This window comes from Clostridium sp. OM02-18AC (assembly GCF_003481825.1).
Lineage (GTDB): Bacteria > Bacillota > Clostridia > Lachnospirales > Lachnospiraceae > Brotaphodocola.
The window spans coordinates 17,283-36,444 of the sequence record NZ_QULW01000028.1 but is presented as its reverse complement, the minus strand read 5'-3'; the positions used below and the strand labels follow the sequence as shown (position 1 = coordinate 36,444).

Below are 19,162 nucleotides of genomic sequence, written 5' to 3'. Positions count from 1 at the left end.
TTTCAGACGCTTTCATCTCGGCAATTGAATAACCGAGGATTCCCGCTTGTTATCCTAAATTATTTAGGACTTCATTATACTTCCCACGTCGCATAATTTCAAGGAACATTCTGCATAAAAATCACTTCTATTTCATTTTTTATTTGGTTCTCCATACTTTTTATGTCATTAAAATTTCAAAACATGAGGGTTTGTATTATGGGCTTATTCAAGAAAGATCCGTATGAGACGATGACGAATCAGAAGTTTGTTGATGAGATGATTCTTATCCTCAAAAAGCACTCCCATTTTCTTTGCACTAACCGTCATCACCAGCCCATACCACTTGTTATTATCTGAATGCCTCAGTACTGCATTATCATCTGTCCATGGATAATCCGGTTCAGTTTTGTATTGCTGGGATCAAGCTTCAGCAGCTTTTCGACATCCTTCAGATGTGCCTGCGTATTCTTAATTTCCGAATTGACACCCTTTAGGGCTGTCTATAGTTTGGTGGTATCGCCGCCGATTTCAACGGTGATCCCCTTTATTCTGCTTGCCGCCATAGCGCACCTCCTCTCTGCAAAATGGGTATAGAAAAAGCACCGTCCAAATAAACCTTGAACGATGCTCTGATCGTTATCGGATTGTTGCTCAATCTTCTATCTCTTTATATTTTGTTTTATTGCAGTGATCACTGCATCTATATTGAATGGCTTTGAAATGTGTCCGTTCATTCCAGAATCCAAGGATGCCTGTACATCTTCCTTGAAAGCATTTGCAGATTGTGCGATGATTGGAATTTTCGCAGCGTCTGGGCGCTCCTTGCTCATTGCACGAATTGCTCTTGCCGCCTGATGCCCATTCATTTTAGGCATCAGGACATCCATTAGAATTACATCATATGTGTCTGCTGGATTGTTGGCAAAACAAGCAACTGCGTCCTGTCCATCTACTGCACGAGTTACATGCATACCTGCTTCTTCGAGCAGCGTGATTGCCAATTCCGCATTCAGCTCATTATCTTCTGCGAGAAGAACCTTTACTCCATTAAAGCTGACATCCTGTATCAGATTCGGCTCAGGTATCTGTTTTGGGTCTGCAAGTTCCATAGGAATTTCTACTGTAAAAGACGAACCACACTCTTTCTTGCTGTGAACCGTAATTGTACCGCCCATCAGTTCTACATATTGCTTGGAAATTGCCATTCCAAGCCCCGTTCCGGCATAGTGTGTTCGTGCGCCGTTATCCTCCTGTGAAAAGGGTTCAAACAGCCTTTTCTGAAATTCTTCACTCATACCAATGCCATTGTCTTTTACCGCATAACTGCCTACAATATGCCGTTCGTCTATGCCCGGTTTGATACTAATTTCAAAAGTAATCGTTCCGCCATCTTTTGTAAACTTGACCGAATTACTCAGAAGATTCGTCAATATCTCACGAATTTTTATTGCATCCGTCAGAACATAAAGTTCTTTGGGGATGTTGCGATGTATCTCAAATGTTAAATCCCGATTCAGTAGGAGTCCATCCACGATAGCAATCACATTATCTATTAGGACAGGCAAATTCTCCGGCTCAGGTGAGAAGCTTACCTTTCCGTTCTCGATACGGCTAAGATCCAGTACATTATTCAATAACAACAGCAGATGCTCTGAACTTATTTTTACCTTTTGCAGATTATCGTGAATTTCAGATACATTTGTCTGGTTCAGTGCAATGTCCGTAAATCCGATAATAGCATTCATAGGTGATCGAATATCATGTGACATGTTAAGTAAGAAGGATGATTTTGCTCTGTTTGCGGTCTCTGCTTTTTCCGCAGCCTCGCGCAACAAAAGCGTCTGTTCAATTTCATCTTCTCTTTTTCTTTTGTAGCCGATAAAGCAGACAGCACAAAGCAAAAACAACACACATCCTGCCATAGCTCCAACATAAACGGATACTCTTCTTGTTCGCTTTACCAGCCCATTCACAGACTGCATATCCATTTCAATGCATAAAGCACCAACTATTTCATCCGAATCGCCCGTTAAATCGCCCGTTACAGGATAACAGGCTGTGAAAATAGGACCCCATGTCGTATCAACAATGTTCTGCGAATACACCGTCTCTCCTGAAAGAGCCTTGTTAATATACGGAATCATTTCTTCCTCAATATAGTCTCCCGGATGTCTGACATCTCCTGCGCTGGGATCCAGACCGTCCACCACATAGATCAGCCTGTTTTCTTCATTTCGGGTGGCGGTGTATAAATATCTGGTTGAATTCAACGTTCGAATTTCATTTAGAAACGAGGAAACCTTGTGATACATTTCTGTATTTTCATCAGATTGATGGCGGAGCGTGGCAAATTCTTCTCTTCCGATTTTTTCATTTACCAATTTATGGATTGCATCTGCATTTTCCATATCACGTTTGAGTTCCGTTTCAAGGGCGATATCTGTATACGATTTTTGCAGAATATATGTATATGCTGATGCCAACAATGTGATTGAAAGCGTCAAAATTGCAAATAAACCTATGGAAAACTTAGTAAATCTCTGCTTTAACTCCTGAATGTCTTTGACTGACTTCTTGTCTGCTTGTGTTTTCATTCAATTTGACCCCACTTTTTATTTCATAGAAATATGTGGAAGGGATCGATGTAAATACCGCATCTGCAGAGCGTGCTTTTTTCCATCAGCTGATTCGCTTTTCAGATTTATCCTTTCATTTTTTCATCATTCGAGGATTTACATTCTGAAAGGTCAGACAACATTTTCTTGCTCTCTAAAGTTGCTTCTGCCGCTGTTTCCTGCGGCACGTCCAGTTTTAATTCAAATGGAATGCCGTATTCTCGAACCACAGTTCTCAGAAACTTATTGATCGCAGTTGTCAGACCGAGTTCATTAAAAATCTCCTCAGCCTGATTTTTGATTTCCTTATCTGTTCGGATGTTCAGATTTGTTGCTGACATACGCAAAACCTCCACATGGTTTACAGTATACTCACATACTCGTGTCATGTCAATATAGTGTCACTATATGAGCTGTGAACTGTGAACTTTCTGTTAAAAGGCATCCATGTCAGATTGCGTAGCCATCTGCGAATAGCCTTTATACTCATTATTTCCGCTTTCTGCGTACATATCGTTGACCATTCCTATCGTGAGCAAATCGAGGTCACGAATAGAAATGCCAAGCTGTACGCAGCGCAGCAGCAATAACGGTGTTGTCATTTGGCGGTCAGTTGGGCGAAGTTTTTTAGAAGAAACATCTGTCTGCACATTCAGTCCCCACAGTTCGATGATCTTCGGCAGCACCTGGTAAATGGAAAAGGTACTGAAGAGTGACTTCACCGTTGTCTTTTTTCATACCAGTTTGAATAAATTTATTTCGGTTATCAATATTCCGCTGCAAAGCAGCTCTGGCATCCACACGGTTCTTACCACTGCCCTCAGCACGATAAACAGTCCCGTCAAGTAAAGTCACATATTGACGAGCTTTCACATATGGATTTCCCTTCTTTTTGTAATTCTGAAATGTAATTTCTGCAGTTTTCATAGTCTACCTCTCGATATTATTCTCTATATAGACTATGGAGGATTGTAAAACCACTGCGTGAACATGTTGTTGTTTATAAATACTTATTAATATTTATAATATTAGTTTTCTCCAAAAATCCCCCAAAAAAATACCTTAAAATCACTTATCCGTTCTTAATCATCCATGCAATAAAAAAATCCCCCATCCAGCCGGAAACCCTTGATGTTCCTTGCTTTTTGGGAGATTTTTCTACTTACTTATAAAGCTCCTGGCCGGACTCGAACCGGCGACCCACGCATTACGAATGCGTTGCGCTACCAACTGCGCTACAGAAGCGTCCTAACAAAAATGCTTTGGACAAAATCCAAAGCATATGACCTCATCGGGAATCGAACCCGAGTTTACGCCGTGAGAGGGCGTCGTCTTAACCGCTTGACCATGAGGCCATTCCTTCAGGTAAAACCTGAAGTGAGTCGAGGCGACAAGATTCGAACTTGCGACCTCTGCGTCCCGAACGCAGCGCTCTACCAAACTGAGCCACGCCTCGCTACGTTCAGTAGTATAATATAAATTGTGTTAATTGTCAACAACAATTTGAATCTTTTTTTATTTTATCATTTTCCTTTTACAACTCCCGGTCTAGCAGCGCCTCAAATTCTTCCTGCGGCATTGGCTTTGCATAATAAAAGCCCTGGAAATAATCACAGTTGTTCTTTCTCAAAAATTCCACCTGCTCCTTTGTTTCCACACCTTCTGCAATGACTTTCATATCAAGACTATGGGCAAGATCAATCAGGGCAATGAGAATGTTGTCCGTTTTCTTGCTGGTGCCAATTTTCTGTACAAATCCCATATCCAGCTTAATGATATCGAATTCATAGTCGCGCACGGTGCTGAATGAAGAAATTCCGCTTCCAAAATCGTCGATCAGGATCTTCGTTCCCTTTTTCTGCAACCCGGTCAAAAATTTACTTCCGCTTTCGGTAATATCTGCATAAGCAGACTCTGTGAGTTCATAATGGAACATACTGACCGGAATTTTCTTATCATTTACATTTTCCCAGATGCGTCCCATGATGTCTTTGTCCATCAGGTCCATACGGGAAAGGTTTACCGCAACCGGAAGGACCTTTTTTCCCTCCTGTTTTCGTTTCCGGATCATTTCCCTTACCGTTCTGTTTACAAATGTATCCAGCTTGGTAATATGGCCGCTGTTTTCCAGCACTGGGATGAACCGCCCCGGAAGGACCGGATTTTTCTTATCCGGATCCAACGGACCAGAGCCTCCGCAGAAACGATTTCTTCGGTTTTCGCATCATAGACCGGCTGATAATAGACACAGAACTCATTCTTTTCAATGGCCTGTTCCAGATTGATCATCACACGGCTATTATCATCGTATTCCATTTTCATGCTTTCATCGTAAATGGCATACGGCCGCACATACTGGTTAGAAATATAATTCTTTGCCAGCTTTGCCCGGTCGCACATATCCGATACGCTTAACGTACACTGTTTCGGGACATAATAAATGCCGCAACGCCCATGGAGTTCAATGTCTGTCTTTCCGTCATGATAAGAATAATGCAAAAGCTGGTTCATCTGATCTAACTTTAAGTTAGCGGTATCCACGAACGCCACAAAACGGTCTGCCTCCATACGAGCCGTTACGAGTGGTTTCAGGAAGCTTTTTTCCAGAACATCCACGATTTTCTTTAAAATACGGTCTCCCTTCTCGTAACCAAACAGATCATTAATGGCTTTAAAGCGCTGGATATTAAAAAACAAAATTGCATACTGGGCATCGGACTGTTTTCGCAGGATTTCACCCACCTGGCGGAGAAATCCTGCACGGTTTGGAAGTCCTGTAAGCGGATCTGTTTCCAGTTCTTTTGTCATATCGTCCGCAACCAGCAACAGCATATTTTCAGATTTGTCAAACCAGTAATAAGTATAACGTTCCGTCAGCTTATCAGTTGTCTGCACGGCAAACGAATGCATTCCCTTCTCTTCCATTGTTTTTCTTAAAAATGTAAGATTGGTTTTGGAAAGGAAACGTTCCCTGTCATTTGGATGAATATGATGCCCGCAAACCAGCTCTGCTGCTTTTTTATATGGGATATTTTTACGTTTCTTTATGTCGATGTCTTCCAAGTGGCAACTGCGGAAATTTACGATTTCCCGGTCCAGGCTGATCAGGCTGAGCAGCTTATAATCTTTCTGGTAAAGCACTTCGTTGGTAACATTATCCAGATATTCCTGTGTGATATCTTCGATAAACATTTGGGCTTCCACATGGCCGGTGACCGTGTTTTCAAATAGATAAATGGTCACCTTATCTACCAGAATCATATCTCTATTTACAAGATGACACCGGTATACCAGAAACCGTTTTCCATGTTTATATTCACGTAAAAGTGAGGAAACACTGAATTCTTTTTTCATGGTTTCCAATACTTTCGGCGTGGATGCATATACAAAAACATGACGTTCCATCCATGCTTCCATGGTTTCTTTCGTGTCATTTTCCTGTCGTCTTCCCTGGCGCATAACTGCAAGAATGATTCCATCTGTTATGTCAATGTGCAGTGCTTTTCTTAATCGCTCTGTTTGTTCTGTCTGTAAAACCACAATCACACCTCATTCAAATAAATACTCGTAATGATTTTCGTATCGTCAGCGTTATCGGCACTGCTTTTTATGCTTCAAGCAGCTTCATGACCATCTCACGGTCAAATGTCACTTCTGCAACATGATCCACTTCGATCTGGTATAATGCATTTGCCGCAATATGCTCTGCTGCCTGCTCCAGATCACGGATCCCGCTGGTACCAGCAAAGAATTCTACCACCGCATCCAGGCCATCCGGTGCCACATTGCACTCTCCGTCTTTTAATCCCATACGTTTTAATACCTTCGGCAGTGCAAATCTGGAAAAGATGATTTTCTTTTCCTCTGCCGTATAATCCGGGATATCGATCACCGCAAAACGTGACATGAGCGGCGCGCTGATCTGGGATTTATCGTTGGCTGTTGCAATCGGATAAACACCGACGGTTGGAATCATACATTCCATGTAGTTGTCAGTAAAGCCAATGTTATCGAGCAGTGTCAGCAGTACATCCGCCGGATTTCCGTTTCCTTTTCCGGAAGCTGCTTTATCCAGCTCATTGATGATAAATACCAGGTTGGACTCTCCTGCCATGGAAAATGCATCCATGATAATGCCTGGCTTTGCGTTCGCGTAGATTCGGGAACTTCCGGTCAGCTGTTCCGGATCGTTGATGGAGCTCATATCCAGAGTGGTCCACGGAAGTTTTAAGATCCGTGCCACCGCATAGGCGATCTGGGATTTTCCGGTTCCTGCAGGTCCTACCAATAAAAGTCCATAAGCAGGAAGGGTATGCGTACGGTTGATCTGGATGATCGTCTCGATGATACGCTGTTTCACACGCTCCATTCCATATAATTCTTCATCCAGGATCCTGCGTGCTTCCTTTGGATCGATTGACTCAAAGTAGTTGCTCTTCCACTGGACATTCATCATAATAGACAGTGCGCGCTGTGCGTGACGGCGTTCCTCCGGGGATACCTCGTGGGAACGTGCTACTGCCAAGTTTCTCCGCGCCCAGAGGCGGATGTTATCCGGCAAGGTTCTTCCGGCACAATTCATAAAGTCCGTAATGCTCTGGATGCTGGTCAGCTTCATGTCGTCGCCAGCTTCTTCCAGTCTTTCATCGACTACGTCCGCGCCCGGTGCATTGCTCGCAAACAGGCGCTCGATCATAAACTGCAAAAAGCCGTCTTCTGCCGAAAGCTTGGTGCCGCCGCCGAACGCCGTTTCCCGGATTTTGTAAACAGCATACCCTTCCGGACGGTTTTCGCCGGACAGACGGACACTGATATGATTTTCCCCAAGCCATTTTAACAGGCTGACAAAGCGGGCATCAATTTTTAAAATATCGGCGCTTACCGTTCCATCCTCCTCCTGGAATTCGAAGGTGGTACGTTTTACCGGATTCGTAAACATTCCGCAGGAATGATGCTGCCATTTCCGTTTTTTGTTATCGAGGACAAGGATCGGTTTCTCCGGAGAAGCCTCCGGCTCACTGGACTGAAATGTGGTATACGTGCACTCACCCGGATTCTTTGCGTCCGGAGCATCGCTGAAATCAAATACTGGCATACTGTTTTCCCCTTTTGTCTCAAGTATCGTCTAATATCCTATGATCTGATGTCGATCACAATATTCTGAATCACCATATTCAATGTAACATATTTCTTTTCTGTCAACAAGTCTTTCGGTTATTATAGAGAAACATAACTACAGCCATCACACAGATCGTCAGATAACCGATCACACTTAAGAAATCCGGCACCTGGCTGAACAAAAGAAATCCTAACAGGGCAGAAAAGATGATCTGTGAATAATCGTACACCGAAATCTCGCGCGCCGGAGCATTGCAGTAAGCCGCGGTAATGCTGAACTGACCGCCGGATGCCGCAAGTCCTGCAAGCAGAAGAAATCCAAGCTGGGACGGACTCATTGGTTGGTAATGCAAAAGCAGGTACGGCAAAGATACCAGGCAGGAAAAACCGGAAAAGAAAAAGACGATAAACGGTCCTTTTTCTCCCCGCTCTCCCAAAAGCCGTACAAACGTATAGGCAACACCTGCAAACAGACCGCCGCAAAGTCCGATCAGTGACGGTACCAGTGCCATGTTGGCAAAAGTCGGCTTTAAGATGAACAAGCTTCCAATAAAAGCGCCGACTACGCAAAATGCCTGTGTTGGCTTTACTTTTTCGCCAAGGATCAGAAAGCTGAATACAATGGCGAAAAACGGCGACATCTTATTTAACATGGAAGCATCTGCCAAAACCAGGTGGTCGACCGCATAAAAGTTGCAGAAAATCCCCAGCGTTCCAAACGTAGAACGCAGGATCAGATACCCGAGATTTTTCTTTGCATCAGTCAGCCAGATCTTATTTTTGATCAGAAAGATCACGGCAAAGAAAAATGCGATCAGATTCCGGAAAAAGCTCTTCTGCACAGACGGGATATCTCCGGCGAGGCGCACAAACACACTCATCAGGGCAAAGCAAAAGGAGGACAATACAATATAAAGGATTGCTTTATGTTTCCGGTTCATACTTAAGCCTCCTCAAATCCAAAGTCCGCATAATCTTCCGGAAGGAACCGGTGATAAATGATGTGGCAGCCTTCATCCTTAAAACAATAATAATAAGGATCTTTTGCGCCTTCTCCGAACCGGATCAAAAGATCAAATTCATCCCCTTTAACTGGTGTTACAATAACCGGCCATGGCTGTTTTTCAAATAATGCTTTGATTTCTTTCATGGTACAGTCATGGTGTCCAACCAGTTCGACCAACTCTTTGATAAATTCATTTGGAAGTGTGTTCTCTTTCACATATACAACACCCTCTTCCGGGATCAAAAAGCAAAAGCGTTCTTTCTTTGCAGAAACCGTGATCTTTCCAAGATGTGGTTCTACCTCCCTGCAAAAGTCAGAAAGCAGCGTGAGCATTTCCTGCTCCCCACATGGTTTTCCGGTCAGATGCACAAGTGAACTCAGTGGATAGTACAAACGAATGCATTCCTTCCGATAACCGAGTTTTGCCTGTTCCTCTTTGACCAGATCGATGATATTTTGTTCCAGTTTTTCAAATTGCATTTGTTGTTAGTCTCCTTATTACATTCCATTTTTCCCTGCTGTAGTCTTCATTTTCCATATACAGCAAAAATAGGGATGCCGGCCTTTTTTGCCTGAACATCCCTCATTTTTTGATCACTTTTTTAAACTTCGGTCATCTGAAAGCCCTTTGCTGCCAGACATTTTTCTACGAACTCACAATCGTCTGTGTGAAGAACCATGACCGGCTTTCCAGACTGACGGTTGAAAGACAGATACTGGTAATTGACATTGATATTGCTCTCTAAGAATGCTGCCAGAACCCGGTTTAAGCTTCCCACTTCATCCTCTACTTCGATGCCGAGTACATTGGTGAGACGGCATAAGTAACCGGCCTCAGTCAGGATTTTCTGTGCCTTTTCCGGATCAGTAACCACCATGCGGATGATTCCGTATTCCGCACTGTCATTTGTGACAGAACCAAGAATATTGATGTCGGCCTCCGTCAAAATGCCAGTCACTACCTTAAGTGCCCCCTTTTTATTTTCTGCGTATACAGAAACCTGCTTTAACATGTTCTATTTCCTCACTTTCCATTTTCCAACGATTTATCTATTTTCATACAGATTTTTAGTTTTCTTCTTTTATTTTAAACGAAAAATAAGATTCGTCAACATGTTATTCTTTTAGAGTGCAAAAGTTTTCAGTATTTTATCGGTGCTTTTTATCTATGCTTCCAATGCACGGGAGTTTGACACATCAAAATTAAAAAGGATACCGCAAAGCCTTGAAACAGGCTTATTTTTTGTCAAATTTTTATTTTTATTATATAGTAATATTTAGTGATATATGTTATAATAATGACAGAGGTGATCATTATGCGTGTAACAACATCAAAATCGAAAAATTCTGAGTCATTTTATATTACACAATCCTATACAAGTGCTCAGGGAAAAAGTACTTCAAAAACAATCCGTAAATTAGGTACTTTGGCTGATTTATCAAAACAACTTCATACGGATCGCGAAGGGGTTCTCGCATGGGCAAATGAACAAGCCCGTCTTGAAACTCTGAAATATAAAAGTGAAAAAGAAGATGCAACTGTTATGATTCCATTCCATTCAAATCGGTTCATGGACTATCATAAACAGAAACTTTTTTCTGGCGGTTATCTTTTTCTTCAATCCATTTATTATGGACTGAAAATGGATTCTATCTGTCGAAAAATCAAAAGCAGGCATAAATTCGAGTATGATCTCAATGCGATTTTGTCAGATTTGATCTATACAAGAGTGTTGGAACCTTCCAGTAAAAGTTCTTCCTTTCGTGCTGCAAAACAATTCCTTGAACCACCAACATATGAACTTCATGATGTATATCGCGCTCTTTCCGTTCTTGCATCAGAAATGGATTTTATTCAATCAGAAGTTTATAAAAACAGTTTTTTCCTCGGAAACAGAAATGATCGGATCCTTTATTATGACTGTACAAACTACTACTTTGAAATTGAACAGGAAGATGGAGACAAGAGATATGGGAAAAGCAAGGAGCATCGTCCCAACCCGATTATCCAAATGGGACTTTTCACAGATGGCGACGGAATCCCTCTAGCATTTTCTCTTTTTCCGGGAAATCAAAATGAGCAGAAATCTTTGAAGCCTTTAGAAACTAAGATTCTTCAACAATTCGGTTGTGAGAAATTTATTTATTGCAGTGATGCCGGGCTTGCTTCCGAAGATAACCGTGTACTCAATCATATGGGACAACGGGCATTTATTGTCACTCAGTCAATCAAAAAGCTGCCTGCTGAAGATCGGGCATGGGCTTTGAACAAAACAGATTTTAAACGATTATCAGATGATAAAGTTGTCGATATTACAAATTTAACAGAAAACGATAAAGAACAGCTTTTCTATAAAGATGAGCCTTTTACAACCAAAAAGTTACATCAACGATTGATCATAACCTACTCCCCTAAATATGCTGCTTACCAAAAAGCTATCCGTGCAGAGCAAATCAGTAGAGCAGAAAAAATGGTTGCAAATGGAACTTTAAAAAAGCAACGCAAAAATCCAAATGATCCTGCTCGATTTGTAAATAAGGTTGCTGTCACAAATGAGGGGGAAAAAGCCACAATCCATTATTATCTTGATCTGGAGAAGATTGCAGAAGAAGAAATGTATGATGGACTTTATGCCATCTGTACAGACCTGCTTGATGATGATGTTGCAGATATTTTAAAAGTAAGTGAAAGAAGATGGCAGATTGAAGATTGTTTTAGAACTATGAAAACTGATTTTGAAGCCAGACCGGTTTATTTAACCCGTAAGGATCGCATTAAAGCACATTTTCTTACTTGTTTTCTTGCATTGCTCCATTTTAGATTATTAAATCGTTCTTTAAAAGGAACTTATACGACCAGCCAATTACTTCACACTTTGAAAGATATAAAGTTTGCTGATGTCGAAGAGCAAGGATTCATGCCGGTATATGAACGTCATGAAATAACCGATGACCTCCATGAAGCCTGTAAATTCCGAACTGACTATCAATTCATAACAAAACGAAACATGAAAGGAATTCAGAAAAAAAGTAAACGAAGATAAAATATTACTATATTTCGTGTATGTAGCTCAAAGTGCCACAGTCCTTGTATTTACAAGGGTTGCGGCACTTATTTGACTAAACAACTGTCAAAGATGGGATTGTAGCAACCCGCTGTGCAAAAAACAAGAATGACTTCCGGATTTACAAACTGCGCTACAAATTATATAATAGAGCCATTGCAGCAGCTGCGCCTCCCTGCGCAGCTGCCAAAACATGATTCAGAAAGGATTTTTACCATTGATTACAAAGCTCATTGAAACCGTTTATGCCTTTTTGTGGGGTGATCTGTTTACCCTTCCGGTCATGGGAAGCTCTGTGGGCATCTCCCTGATGCTTCTGCTGCTCATCCCGGCCGGAGTCTACTTTACCATCCGTACCCGGCTGCTTCCGGTTCGCCTGTTCTCTGACATGATGAAAGCCCTGAAAGAGAAAAAAGAAACGCCGGACAGCCTGTCCTCATTTCAGACGCTCATCATCTCCACTGCCACCCGTGTTGGCATGGGAAATCTGGTAGGCGTCGTAGCTGCAGTTTCCCTGGGTGGTGCCGGTGCCGTATTCTGGATGTGGGTGACTGCCCTTCTCGGTGCTTCTACTGCCTTTGTAGAAGCTGCTCTGGCACAAAAATACAAAGAACCGGACCCTCTTTACGGCGGCTATCACGGAGGACCGGCTTACTACATTCACCATTTTGTCGAAGCAAAAACCGGAAAAACCCTCAGACATTCCCTGACTGCCTCCCTGTTTGCCATCTCCGGCCTGATCTGCTGGTGCGGCATCAGCCAGGTAATCAGCAATTCCGTAAGCTCTGCTTTTGCCAACGCATTCCGGATTCCGCCCATCGTCACCACGATCCTTCTGGTATTACTGGCTGCAGTCATTGTGCTTCGGAAAAACGCAACCATAAAAGTTCTGGATATTATGGTTCCGATCATGGCGGTTGGTTTTTTCCTGCTTACATTGTTCATCATCCTGGTCAATCTGCCAAAGCTTCCGTCCGTATTCAGCCGTATCTTTTCAGAGGCCTTCGGCATGCGTCAAGCGGTATCCGGCGGTTTCGGAGCTGTTCTTATGAACGGGGTCAAGCGCGGCCTGTTTTCCAATGAAGCTGGTTCCGGCTCCGCTCCCTGCGCGGCTGCCGCCGCCCAGAGCAAAGATCCGGTCCGTACCGGTCTGACCCAGTCGCTTGGCGTTCTGATTGACACCCTTGTAATCTGCAGCTGCACTGCCATGATCATGCTGCTGGTTCCGGAAGAGCTGACAGGCGGCCTTACCGGCATGGATCTCCTGCAGACCGCCATGCAGTACCACCTGGGATATGCCGGTGTCATTTTTATTGCAGTGACCCTGGCTTTGTTCAGCTTCTCCACCTTCATCGGCATTCTCTTCTACGCCCGTTCCAACGTGGCATACCTCTTTGGAAACCGCTGGTGTTATCAGACTGCCTACAAGGTGCTGGCTCTCATCATGCTGTTTATCGGTGGCCTTGAGCAGTACACGGTTGTCTGGGATCTGGGCGATGTCGGGATCGGACTGATGACGCTGTTTAATATTGCGGTGCTGTATCCGATGTCAAAGGAAGCGCTGGAATTGCTGAAAGAGTATGAAGAAAAGAAATATTCTAAATAATTAAGAAAATATAAGCAATCTGTATTTTTGCAGCCGACGCAGCAAGTACACAAAGCAATGGAACAGATTGCAAATTATACGAACACAAGAAAAAGGGGGAATCACTCATGCCGCTGTCCGTCCTGATCGAGATGACCATCTCCGCCATCCTTACCGTGTGGTCACCCGGTCCCAACAATATCCTGCTGCTTTCCACGGCAAGCAAATACGGGGTATCCGGCAACCTGCGCTTTATGACTGGCATCTGGAGCGGTTCCCTCACGCTGATGTGCCTTTCCGGACTGTTCTGCAGCACGCTCGGCACGGTGATTCCAGATATCCAGCCCGTTATGAAATATCTGGGCGCAGCCTATATCCTCTATCTGGCGTGGCAGACCTGGAAACGGTGCCCGCCGTCCGACCAGGTGCAGGAAAAAAAACCGACCTGGCTGATGGGATTTGTCCTGCAGTTAGTAAATGTGAAGATCATCATCTATGGTCTTACCATGTTTTCTGCTTACATCCTGCCTTACGAATCCAGAATCTACATGCTCTTTTTCTTTGCCGTTTATCTGATGATCCTTGGCGCGCTCGGAAACCTGATCTGGGCATTTGCCGGTAATGTGCTGAAGCGGTTTTACACCCGATATTATAGACTGATGAACGCTGTTATGGCATTGCTGTTGGTGTGGTGTTCACTGCGGATTACCGGTGTATTTTAGTGCTACTGTTCACACACAATGTCATTAAGTTAAGCTTTAGGTACAAGACCCCAGCAACGGTCTAACCTATTTTTTATATACTACTTGACAAAAAAGCCAAAATGTGCGGCCGCTCTCGCTACTGATTCCCTTTATAAGTTAGCGAGAGCGGCCCCTGTAATTAGATATCATTTTTTAATTACAGGAGGTACCTATATGACTTTTGCAGAGATACCGTGTCCCAGTCAGCTTCCCTTACAGATCCTGAGCAAACGTGAAGTAGACGAAGGACAATATAGCGCATTTTCAGGCAGGTGTAAATCTGTCTTTTTGTCATACTCATATATATTTTTTTGTAGATGGGCAAATAAAATACCTCCGGGTTTTAATTGCTGTGACCGAGAGCGTGTGCTTAACTTAATGACATTGCCCTGCTTTTCCCCTGTTCTCTCCCCATAGAACAAGTCAAGGCCGACTGCAGCGTGAATTATCCACCTGCAATCAGCCTTAACTAACTATAAGATCACTGCATCATAAACCTCTTCCGGTTTTGCTTCCAGAAGTCTTTTTGCCATATCTCTCTTCATCTGTGCCAGAATCACCTCTTCTTCCTCGGTGCGGTTTGGTTTTCTTGCCATCTCAATGAAATCCTGACGTACAAAGCCCGGGCGAATGGTGACAACCACCGTCTTTCCTCTGTAGCTGAACCGGAAATAATATCTTCCATGGGGACTTTCCAGAATGCCTGCTGCCTCCGGCAGATCTTTGTCTACATGGATCCGTCCGTCAGTAACGCAGCGGGTCACCATCTCGAAAGCATCCAGCCCTCCAGGACCCGGAAATGCGGTGACGAGTTCGATCTCTCTGCGCTCCAGAAGTTTTCCGTCATCAAGCATCGGAAACGCTCTCTGCATGACCTGAAACGCGTGTGCTACACCGCCCGGATATCCTACTCCGTGATACTTTAACAGGTCCTCAAAGCTGAATTCAAGTTTCTGTCCCTTTTCAAGTACTATAATTTTTTCCATTTTTATTTCTCCTTTTTCTTAAGATTTCTCATGTATTATTCCTGTCTGTTGTCCAGAATTTCAGAAACCTGTTCATCTGTCAACTCATACTGATAAACAAGCTCGAAGAATTCCTTCACTTCCTCTTTCATGTCCATATCAGCGAAAATATCCGGATACTGGATCTTTGCGGCCCACTTGACCATGAGCGGTGTCTCCACACCTGCCGGGTCCCAGCGGTAAGCGCCGATTGGGATCTTGTAAACCTGATGGTTCTTTATTGCATTGATAACGGACCAGTCTCTTCCGTCCTGTTTATTCTCCAGAAGATCGGACGGCATCAAATCGGAATGGTTTCCAATATAGATGATATCCGGATTCCATAAAAGCATCTGCTCCATGTCGACCTCAACCATCTTTCCTGTCAGGTCTTCCGCCGGATTTTTCGCTCCGCTCGGAATCATCCAATGATCATACTGTTTTACTGACACATTCATATCGCTGTAAAATTCAACGACTGTCGGCTTATCTTCCTCTGCTACATCAGTGAGGCGTGAAGCAACCTTCTCGATTCCCTCGTCAATATACTGTACCAGCTGCTCTCCACGCTCTTCTTTCTGGCAAACAGCTGCCATGATCTGAAGATTTTCTTTTACGCTGTCCAATTCCGCACTTCGAAGTGCCACAACCCTAAGCCCCGCGTTTTCCATCTTCTCGATTTCTTTGTCATTCGTTGAATAAATGAATACAACATCCGGGCGCAGTTTCAGGAGTTCCTCAACATTTACAGTAGAATCCTTTGTGCACCAATCTGTTTCGGCATTTTCCAGCTGCGGGTACATGTCTTTCAGCACGCTTTCATTGTACGCTGTGATGGAAGATGGATTGCAGCCAACGATATTGTCCGTTGCTCCCTCGATCGCATAATAGATGGACGGGAACGGCTTGCCGACTGTGGCAACACGTTCCGGGACCGCATCAAATTCGATTTCCTTTCCGCGCACGTCTGTGACTGTATAGCTTCCGATCTCCGTCTCAGCTACCGCTTCTGTCTGCATCTCAGGAACTGTTGTCGCAACCGCCTCTGTACTCTGGCTGGCATTGTTTCCGCTGCAGGCAGTCAGTGCAAATGCAGCAGCTCCTGCTAAAACTAAACCCACCATTTTTCTCATGTCTTTATTCCTCCGTTAGTTTTCTAAACTCCATTTTAAACACTTAAAGGATAAACCTCCATCAGATCTGCCGCCTCTTCCCGCAAGATATACGGTCTCTGGCGCAATCCTTTTCCAGTATCGATCCGCTCTTTAAGAGAAGTACTTCTGATTCTCCCTTTCAGACATGTCTGCACTTTTTTCAGTTCCGCTTCACTGTAAGGCGCTTCTTCCAGAACAGACAATGCCTCATCGATCTGTTCCTTTGAATTAAAGGTTCCAAGAACGGAATGCACCCATGGGATCGACAGCACATAGCTGTAAGCAGCCTGCACAAGACTCTGATCTTCCCGGATCCGGATTGCGTCAAAAATATGGGAATATTTCAAGATATCTCCCGTTGCCAGCGGATTCATGGCTATGGTTCCCGCCCCGCTTTCCCATGTTGCTTTCAGTCCGTCCGCCCGGTATGCGCTGTTGACCACATTGAACCCCTGCACACTGTAGTCAAAGGGATACTCTTTTACGATCGGTTCGAGTTCCTGATTTTTCATATGCGCGGAGATCGCGATATGTTTTATCAGCCCCTCTTCTCTGGCTCTCTCCATCTCTTTAAGCGCTCCATAGGCCTTCGCGCCGCTCCATTCTACGCCGCTTTTAACGCCCCAGAGGCAGGTAAACGCATCGATGCTGTCCACACCAAGCCGTTTCAGGGAATTTTCCAGATCCCGTCTAAATGTTTCATGATCTCCTGCATGTGTCTTTGACATGATAAAGAACGGGTGTTCTCCCTTTTTCATTTCTTTCACTGCCTCTCCCAGAATCAGTTCCGAATATCCTTCCCCGTAGGTGACGGATGTCTCAAAAAAATTGATTCCTTTTTTATAGGCATATAAAAAGTTCTGAACATGTTTGTCCATATCTGCTGGATCATTCAGATGATGGGTCCCCATGGAAATTCTGGACACGGAAATTCCTGAACGTCCTAAAACCGTATACTTCATTTTTCTCCTCTCTCTTTCTCCTCTTCCCGGTCATTGTCTGCAATCCGGTAAGGTGCGATCGTTCGGTAGGTTCTTCCTTCAGCTGAAAAATCCAGAATTCTGGCATGCGTCTGGAAGAATTCTTCCACATTGTTTTCGGTAATGATCTCCGCCGTGTCTCCGAACTTCTGCCGGTAATTTTGCCCCAGCAACAGCGTCTTGTCTGACAGTTGCAGCGCATGAGCCGGGAAATGTGTGTTGATGACGCAGGCCGTATTCTTTTCCTGATTGATATACGAGATCGCGTCCAAAACCCGCAGCTGGTTCTTCATGTCCAGATTTGACTCCGGCTCATCTAAGATCAGAAGTTTCGGTCCTGAGACCAATGCCCGCGCAAGCATTACCATCTGCAGCTCGCCGCCGGAAAGTTCGTTGCAGTACCTCCCTGCAAGTTTTCCGACACCCAGTTCCTTTAGCATCTCATTTGCCTTGTCAAACTGATCTTTTTTCGGAGTATAGAAGAAACTGTTCTCTTTGTCGAGCCCCATGACGACCATTTCCAGAACTCCATAGGAAAATGCGCTCCGTTTTGCCTGCGGCACATAGCTGATCTGTTTCCAGAGTTCTCTATCGGAATATGCTTTTAAATTCTTCTCAAGGATCCGCGCCTCTCCCCCGTTCCATGGCAAAAAACCCATGATGCATTTTAAAAGAGTCGTTTTTCCCACGCCGTTCGGACCTAAGATCGTCATAATCTTCTGCTCTTCCAAGTCAAACGAGATATTCCTCAATATTTCCCTTTTCCCATAAGAAAAACTTCCATTCTTTACTCCCAGTATCATTCCCTGCCTCCTGACGTCTTTCTGAGGATCACGGCAAAAAACGGAGCGCCGACCATTGCTGTCAGGATGGACAGCGGAACCTCTCCCGCTGTGGCCGCTCTGGCTGCCGTATCGATCAACAGCAGGTAGATTGAACCCATAAGCACACTTGCTGGAATCAATGTCCGGTGGTCATTTCCGATCAGAAGTCGTGCAATATGGGGAATCACCAGACCGATCCATCCAATGATACCGCAGACGGACACGGTGACCGCAGTCATGATCGTTGCAATCAGGATCACGACGAGGCGAAGCTTTTTGACGTTGATTCCCAGGGATCTGGCTTCCTCCTGATCCAGTGAAAGCAGGTTCATCTTCCAACGAAGGATCATGGCCACCACCAGACACGGAATCTCAATTGCTGCGCAGAGCAGAACATCCCTGTATGAAACATTTGCCAGACTTCCCATCAGCCACATGGTGATCGTCGGAAGCTTGTCTTCCGGATCCGCGATGTACTTGATAAAGGAAACCAGCGCATCAAACATGGACTTCACAATAACGCCCGACAGCACCAGCACGAACAGTTCGCTGCGCCTCTTGATGCGTGACAGGTTCAGAACAATCACCACTGCCAGAAGGCCGCAGCCGAGTGCGATCACCTGTGTAGCAGCCATGCCGCACGATAACAGGATCGCTAACGCCGCGCCAAATCCAGCTCCCGAAGAGACTCCGAGAATATCCGGACTCACGAGTGGATTTCCGAAAACGGCCTGATAAATCGCGCCGGAAACAGAAAGCCCTGCCCCCACCAAAATTCCCATAAGGATTCTCGGAAGGCGGATACTCAGTATAACCCTTGACTCGTATACATCCATTCCATCGGTCTTTCCGACGAACGATCTCCCTATAATTTCGAATGCCCGAAACGGACTGATCGGATAGCGTCCTACACAGATCAGTACCAGAAACAGGACGATCAGAGCGATGGTCATGATGAACATCGCCGGTCTTTTATTATTTTCCAGAATTCCTCGATCCATTGTTGTCTCCTTACACATGGCTTATTGGTTAGCCATCGCTAATTAGCTATCGCTAACTATACATTATTTTTCGAATTTTGTAAAA

18 protein-coding genes and 3 tRNA genes are annotated in these 19,162 nt (G+C 44.3%); 3 read left to right on the top strand and 18 right to left on the bottom strand.

The genetic code is table 11. The features are described from left to right. Positions 1 to 641: 641 nt before the first annotated feature. From DXB18_RS15565 to DXB18_RS15510, 13 genes are all read right to left on the bottom strand, one after another. Positions 642 to 2,576: an ATP-binding protein gene (locus DXB18_RS15565; RefSeq protein WP_118708830.1), complete on the bottom strand. Its 1,935-nt coding sequence runs from the start codon at positions 2,574 to 2,576 to the stop codon at positions 642 to 644. A 107-nt stretch (positions 2,577 to 2,683) separates the two neighbouring features. After that, positions 2,684 to 2,938, bottom strand: a complete 255-nt coding sequence (locus tag DXB18_RS15560) for a type II toxin-antitoxin system RelB/DinJ family antitoxin (RefSeq protein ID WP_118708828.1) — start codon at positions 2,936 to 2,938, stop codon at positions 2,684 to 2,686. A 93-nt stretch (positions 2,939 to 3,031) separates the two neighbouring features. Then, entirely contained in the window at positions 3,032 to 3,199 is a 168-nt protein-coding gene (locus tag DXB18_RS15555) for a hypothetical protein (RefSeq protein WP_182436853.1), read from the bottom strand. A 25-nt stretch (positions 3,200 to 3,224) separates the two neighbouring features. Beyond that, positions 3,225 to 3,524, bottom strand: coding sequence for a hypothetical protein (locus DXB18_RS16270; protein ID WP_182430611.1), 300 nt, complete (start codon positions 3,522 to 3,524; stop codon positions 3,225 to 3,227). A gap of 245 nt (positions 3,525 to 3,769) precedes the next feature. Then, a tRNA-Thr gene (locus tag DXB18_RS15550) sits at positions 3,770 to 3,842 on the bottom strand. A gap of 38 nt (positions 3,843 to 3,880) precedes the next feature. Then, positions 3,881 to 3,952 (bottom strand) — tRNA-Glu (locus DXB18_RS15545). A gap of 27 nt (positions 3,953 to 3,979) precedes the next feature. Then, positions 3,980 to 4,053, bottom strand: a tRNA-Pro gene (locus DXB18_RS15540). 78 nt (positions 4,054 to 4,131) lie between these two features. Continuing rightward, the gene (locus tag DXB18_RS16775; RefSeq protein ID WP_182430609.1) at positions 4,132 to 4,731 is read right to left on the bottom strand and encodes an EAL domain-containing protein; all 600 of its coding nucleotides are present in this window, start codon (positions 4,729 to 4,731) and stop codon (positions 4,132 to 4,134) included. Further along, positions 4,686 to 6,137, bottom strand: a complete 1,452-nt coding sequence (locus DXB18_RS16770) for a GGDEF domain-containing protein (protein WP_118708824.1) — start codon at positions 6,135 to 6,137, stop codon at positions 4,686 to 4,688. Before DXB18_RS16770 ends, DXB18_RS16775 begins: the two co-directional genes overlap by 46 nt. A 67-nt stretch (positions 6,138 to 6,204) precedes the next feature. After that, a complete protein-coding gene (locus tag DXB18_RS15525) occupies positions 6,205 to 7,692 on the bottom strand; it encodes an AAA family ATPase (RefSeq protein ID WP_118708822.1) in 1,488 nt (495 codons plus the stop codon). Between the two features lie 103 nt (positions 7,693 to 7,795). Beyond that, positions 7,796 to 8,656: a DMT family transporter gene (locus DXB18_RS15520; protein WP_118708820.1), complete on the bottom strand. Its 861-nt coding sequence runs from the start codon at positions 8,654 to 8,656 to the stop codon at positions 7,796 to 7,798. Positions 8,657 to 8,658: 2 nt separating this feature from the next. Beyond that, positions 8,659 to 9,201 carry a DUF3877 family protein gene (locus DXB18_RS15515; protein WP_118708818.1) on the bottom strand — a complete coding sequence of 181 codons (543 nt, stop codon included), beginning with the start codon at positions 9,199 to 9,201 and terminating at the stop codon, positions 8,659 to 8,661. 122 nt (positions 9,202 to 9,323) lie between these two features. After that, on the bottom strand, positions 9,324 to 9,734 hold the full coding sequence (locus DXB18_RS15510; RefSeq protein WP_118708816.1) for an ACT domain-containing protein: 411 nt from the start codon (positions 9,732 to 9,734) through the stop codon (positions 9,324 to 9,326). A 303-nt stretch (positions 9,735 to 10,037) separates the two neighbouring features. Between DXB18_RS15510 and DXB18_RS15505 the strand changes: the two genes are divergently transcribed. The 3 genes from DXB18_RS15505 to DXB18_RS15495 all read left to right on the top strand — a co-directional run bounded on the left by DXB18_RS15505 (position 10,038) and on the right by DXB18_RS15495 (position 14,093). Continuing rightward, a complete protein-coding gene (locus DXB18_RS15505; protein ID WP_118708814.1) occupies positions 10,038 to 11,765 on the top strand; it encodes an IS1634 family transposase in 1,728 nt (575 codons plus the stop codon). A gap of 214 nt (positions 11,766 to 11,979) precedes the next feature. After that, on the top strand, positions 11,980 to 13,392 hold the full coding sequence (locus DXB18_RS15500; RefSeq protein ID WP_347560908.1) for an alanine/glycine:cation symporter family protein: 1,413 nt from the start codon (positions 11,980 to 11,982) through the stop codon (positions 13,390 to 13,392). 107 nt (positions 13,393 to 13,499) lie between these two features. Beyond that, the gene (locus DXB18_RS15495; RefSeq protein ID WP_118708812.1) at positions 13,500 to 14,093 is read left to right on the top strand and encodes a LysE family transporter; all 594 of its coding nucleotides are present in this window, start codon (positions 13,500 to 13,502) and stop codon (positions 14,091 to 14,093) included. A gap of 494 nt (positions 14,094 to 14,587) precedes the next feature. Here the strand turns inward: DXB18_RS15495 and DXB18_RS15490 are convergent, their stop codons facing one another. From DXB18_RS15490 to DXB18_RS15470, 5 genes are read right to left on the bottom strand one after another with little or no spacing between them, the layout of a single operon-like run. Beyond that, positions 14,588 to 15,100 (bottom strand): hypothetical protein, encoded by a 513-nt coding sequence (locus DXB18_RS15490; protein WP_118708810.1) that lies wholly within the window; start codon positions 15,098 to 15,100, stop codon positions 14,588 to 14,590. 35 nt (positions 15,101 to 15,135) lie between these two features. After that, positions 15,136 to 16,251: an ABC transporter substrate-binding protein gene (locus DXB18_RS15485; protein WP_118708808.1), complete on the bottom strand. Its 1,116-nt coding sequence runs from the start codon at positions 16,249 to 16,251 to the stop codon at positions 15,136 to 15,138. A 35-nt stretch (positions 16,252 to 16,286) separates the two neighbouring features. Further along, positions 16,287 to 17,234 carry an aldo/keto reductase gene (locus DXB18_RS15480; protein WP_118708806.1) on the bottom strand — a complete coding sequence of 316 codons (948 nt, stop codon included), beginning with the start codon at positions 17,232 to 17,234 and terminating at the stop codon, positions 16,287 to 16,289. After that, positions 17,231 to 18,055 carry an ABC transporter ATP-binding protein gene (locus DXB18_RS15475; protein WP_118708804.1) on the bottom strand — a complete coding sequence of 275 codons (825 nt, stop codon included), beginning with the start codon at positions 18,053 to 18,055 and terminating at the stop codon, positions 17,231 to 17,233. Before DXB18_RS15475 ends, DXB18_RS15480 begins: the two co-directional genes overlap by 4 nt. Then, positions 18,052 to 19,077: an iron ABC transporter permease gene (locus tag DXB18_RS15470; protein ID WP_118708802.1), complete on the bottom strand. Its 1,026-nt coding sequence runs from the start codon at positions 19,075 to 19,077 to the stop codon at positions 18,052 to 18,054. Before DXB18_RS15470 ends, DXB18_RS15475 begins: the two co-directional genes overlap by 4 nt. Positions 19,078 to 19,162: the final 85 nt, after the last annotated feature.

Bases quoted from the DNA above. Each gene is read 5' to 3' on its own strand.
- DXB18_RS15565 (WP_118708830.1), bottom strand. From the start codon at position 2,576: ATGAAAACACAAGCAGACAAGAAGTCAGTCAAAGACATTCAGGAGTTA.
- DXB18_RS15560 (WP_118708828.1), bottom strand. From the start codon at position 2,938: ATGTCAGCAACAAATCTGAACATCCGAACAGATAAGGAAATCAAAAAT.
- DXB18_RS15555 (WP_182436853.1), bottom strand. From the start codon at position 3,199: ATGACAACACCGTTATTGCTGCTGCGCTGCGTACAGCTTGGCATTTCT.
- DXB18_RS16270 (WP_182430611.1), bottom strand. From the start codon at position 3,524: ATGAAAACTGCAGAAATTACATTTCAGAATTACAAAAAGAAGGGAAAT.
- DXB18_RS15525 (WP_118708822.1), bottom strand. From the start codon at position 7,692: ATGCCAGTATTTGATTTCAGCGATGCTCCGGACGCAAAGAATCCGGGT.
- DXB18_RS15520 (WP_118708820.1), bottom strand. From the start codon at position 8,656: ATGAACCGGAAACATAAAGCAATCCTTTATATTGTATTGTCCTCCTTT.
- DXB18_RS15515 (WP_118708818.1), bottom strand. From the start codon at position 9,201: ATGCAATTTGAAAAACTGGAACAAAATATCATCGATCTGGTCAAAGAG.
- DXB18_RS15510 (WP_118708816.1), bottom strand. From the start codon at position 9,734: ATGTTAAAGCAGGTTTCTGTATACGCAGAAAATAAAAAGGGGGCACTT.
- DXB18_RS15505 (WP_118708814.1), top strand. From the start codon at position 10,038: ATGCGTGTAACAACATCAAAATCGAAAAATTCTGAGTCATTTTATATT.
- DXB18_RS15500 (WP_347560908.1), top strand. From the start codon at position 11,980: ATGATTCAGAAAGGATTTTTACCATTGATTACAAAGCTCATTGAAACC.
- DXB18_RS15495 (WP_118708812.1), top strand. From the start codon at position 13,500: ATGCCGCTGTCCGTCCTGATCGAGATGACCATCTCCGCCATCCTTACC.
- DXB18_RS15490 (WP_118708810.1), bottom strand. From the start codon at position 15,100: ATGGAAAAAATTATAGTACTTGAAAAGGGACAGAAACTTGAATTCAGC.
- DXB18_RS15485 (WP_118708808.1), bottom strand. From the start codon at position 16,251: ATGAGAAAAATGGTGGGTTTAGTTTTAGCAGGAGCTGCTGCATTTGCA.
- DXB18_RS15480 (WP_118708806.1), bottom strand. From the start codon at position 17,234: ATGAAGTATACGGTTTTAGGACGTTCAGGAATTTCCGTGTCCAGAATT.
- DXB18_RS15475 (WP_118708804.1), bottom strand. From the start codon at position 18,055: ATGATACTGGGAGTAAAGAATGGAAGTTTTTCTTATGGGAAAAGGGAA.
- DXB18_RS15470 (WP_118708802.1), bottom strand. From the start codon at position 19,077: ATGGATCGAGGAATTCTGGAAAATAATAAAAGACCGGCGATGTTCATC.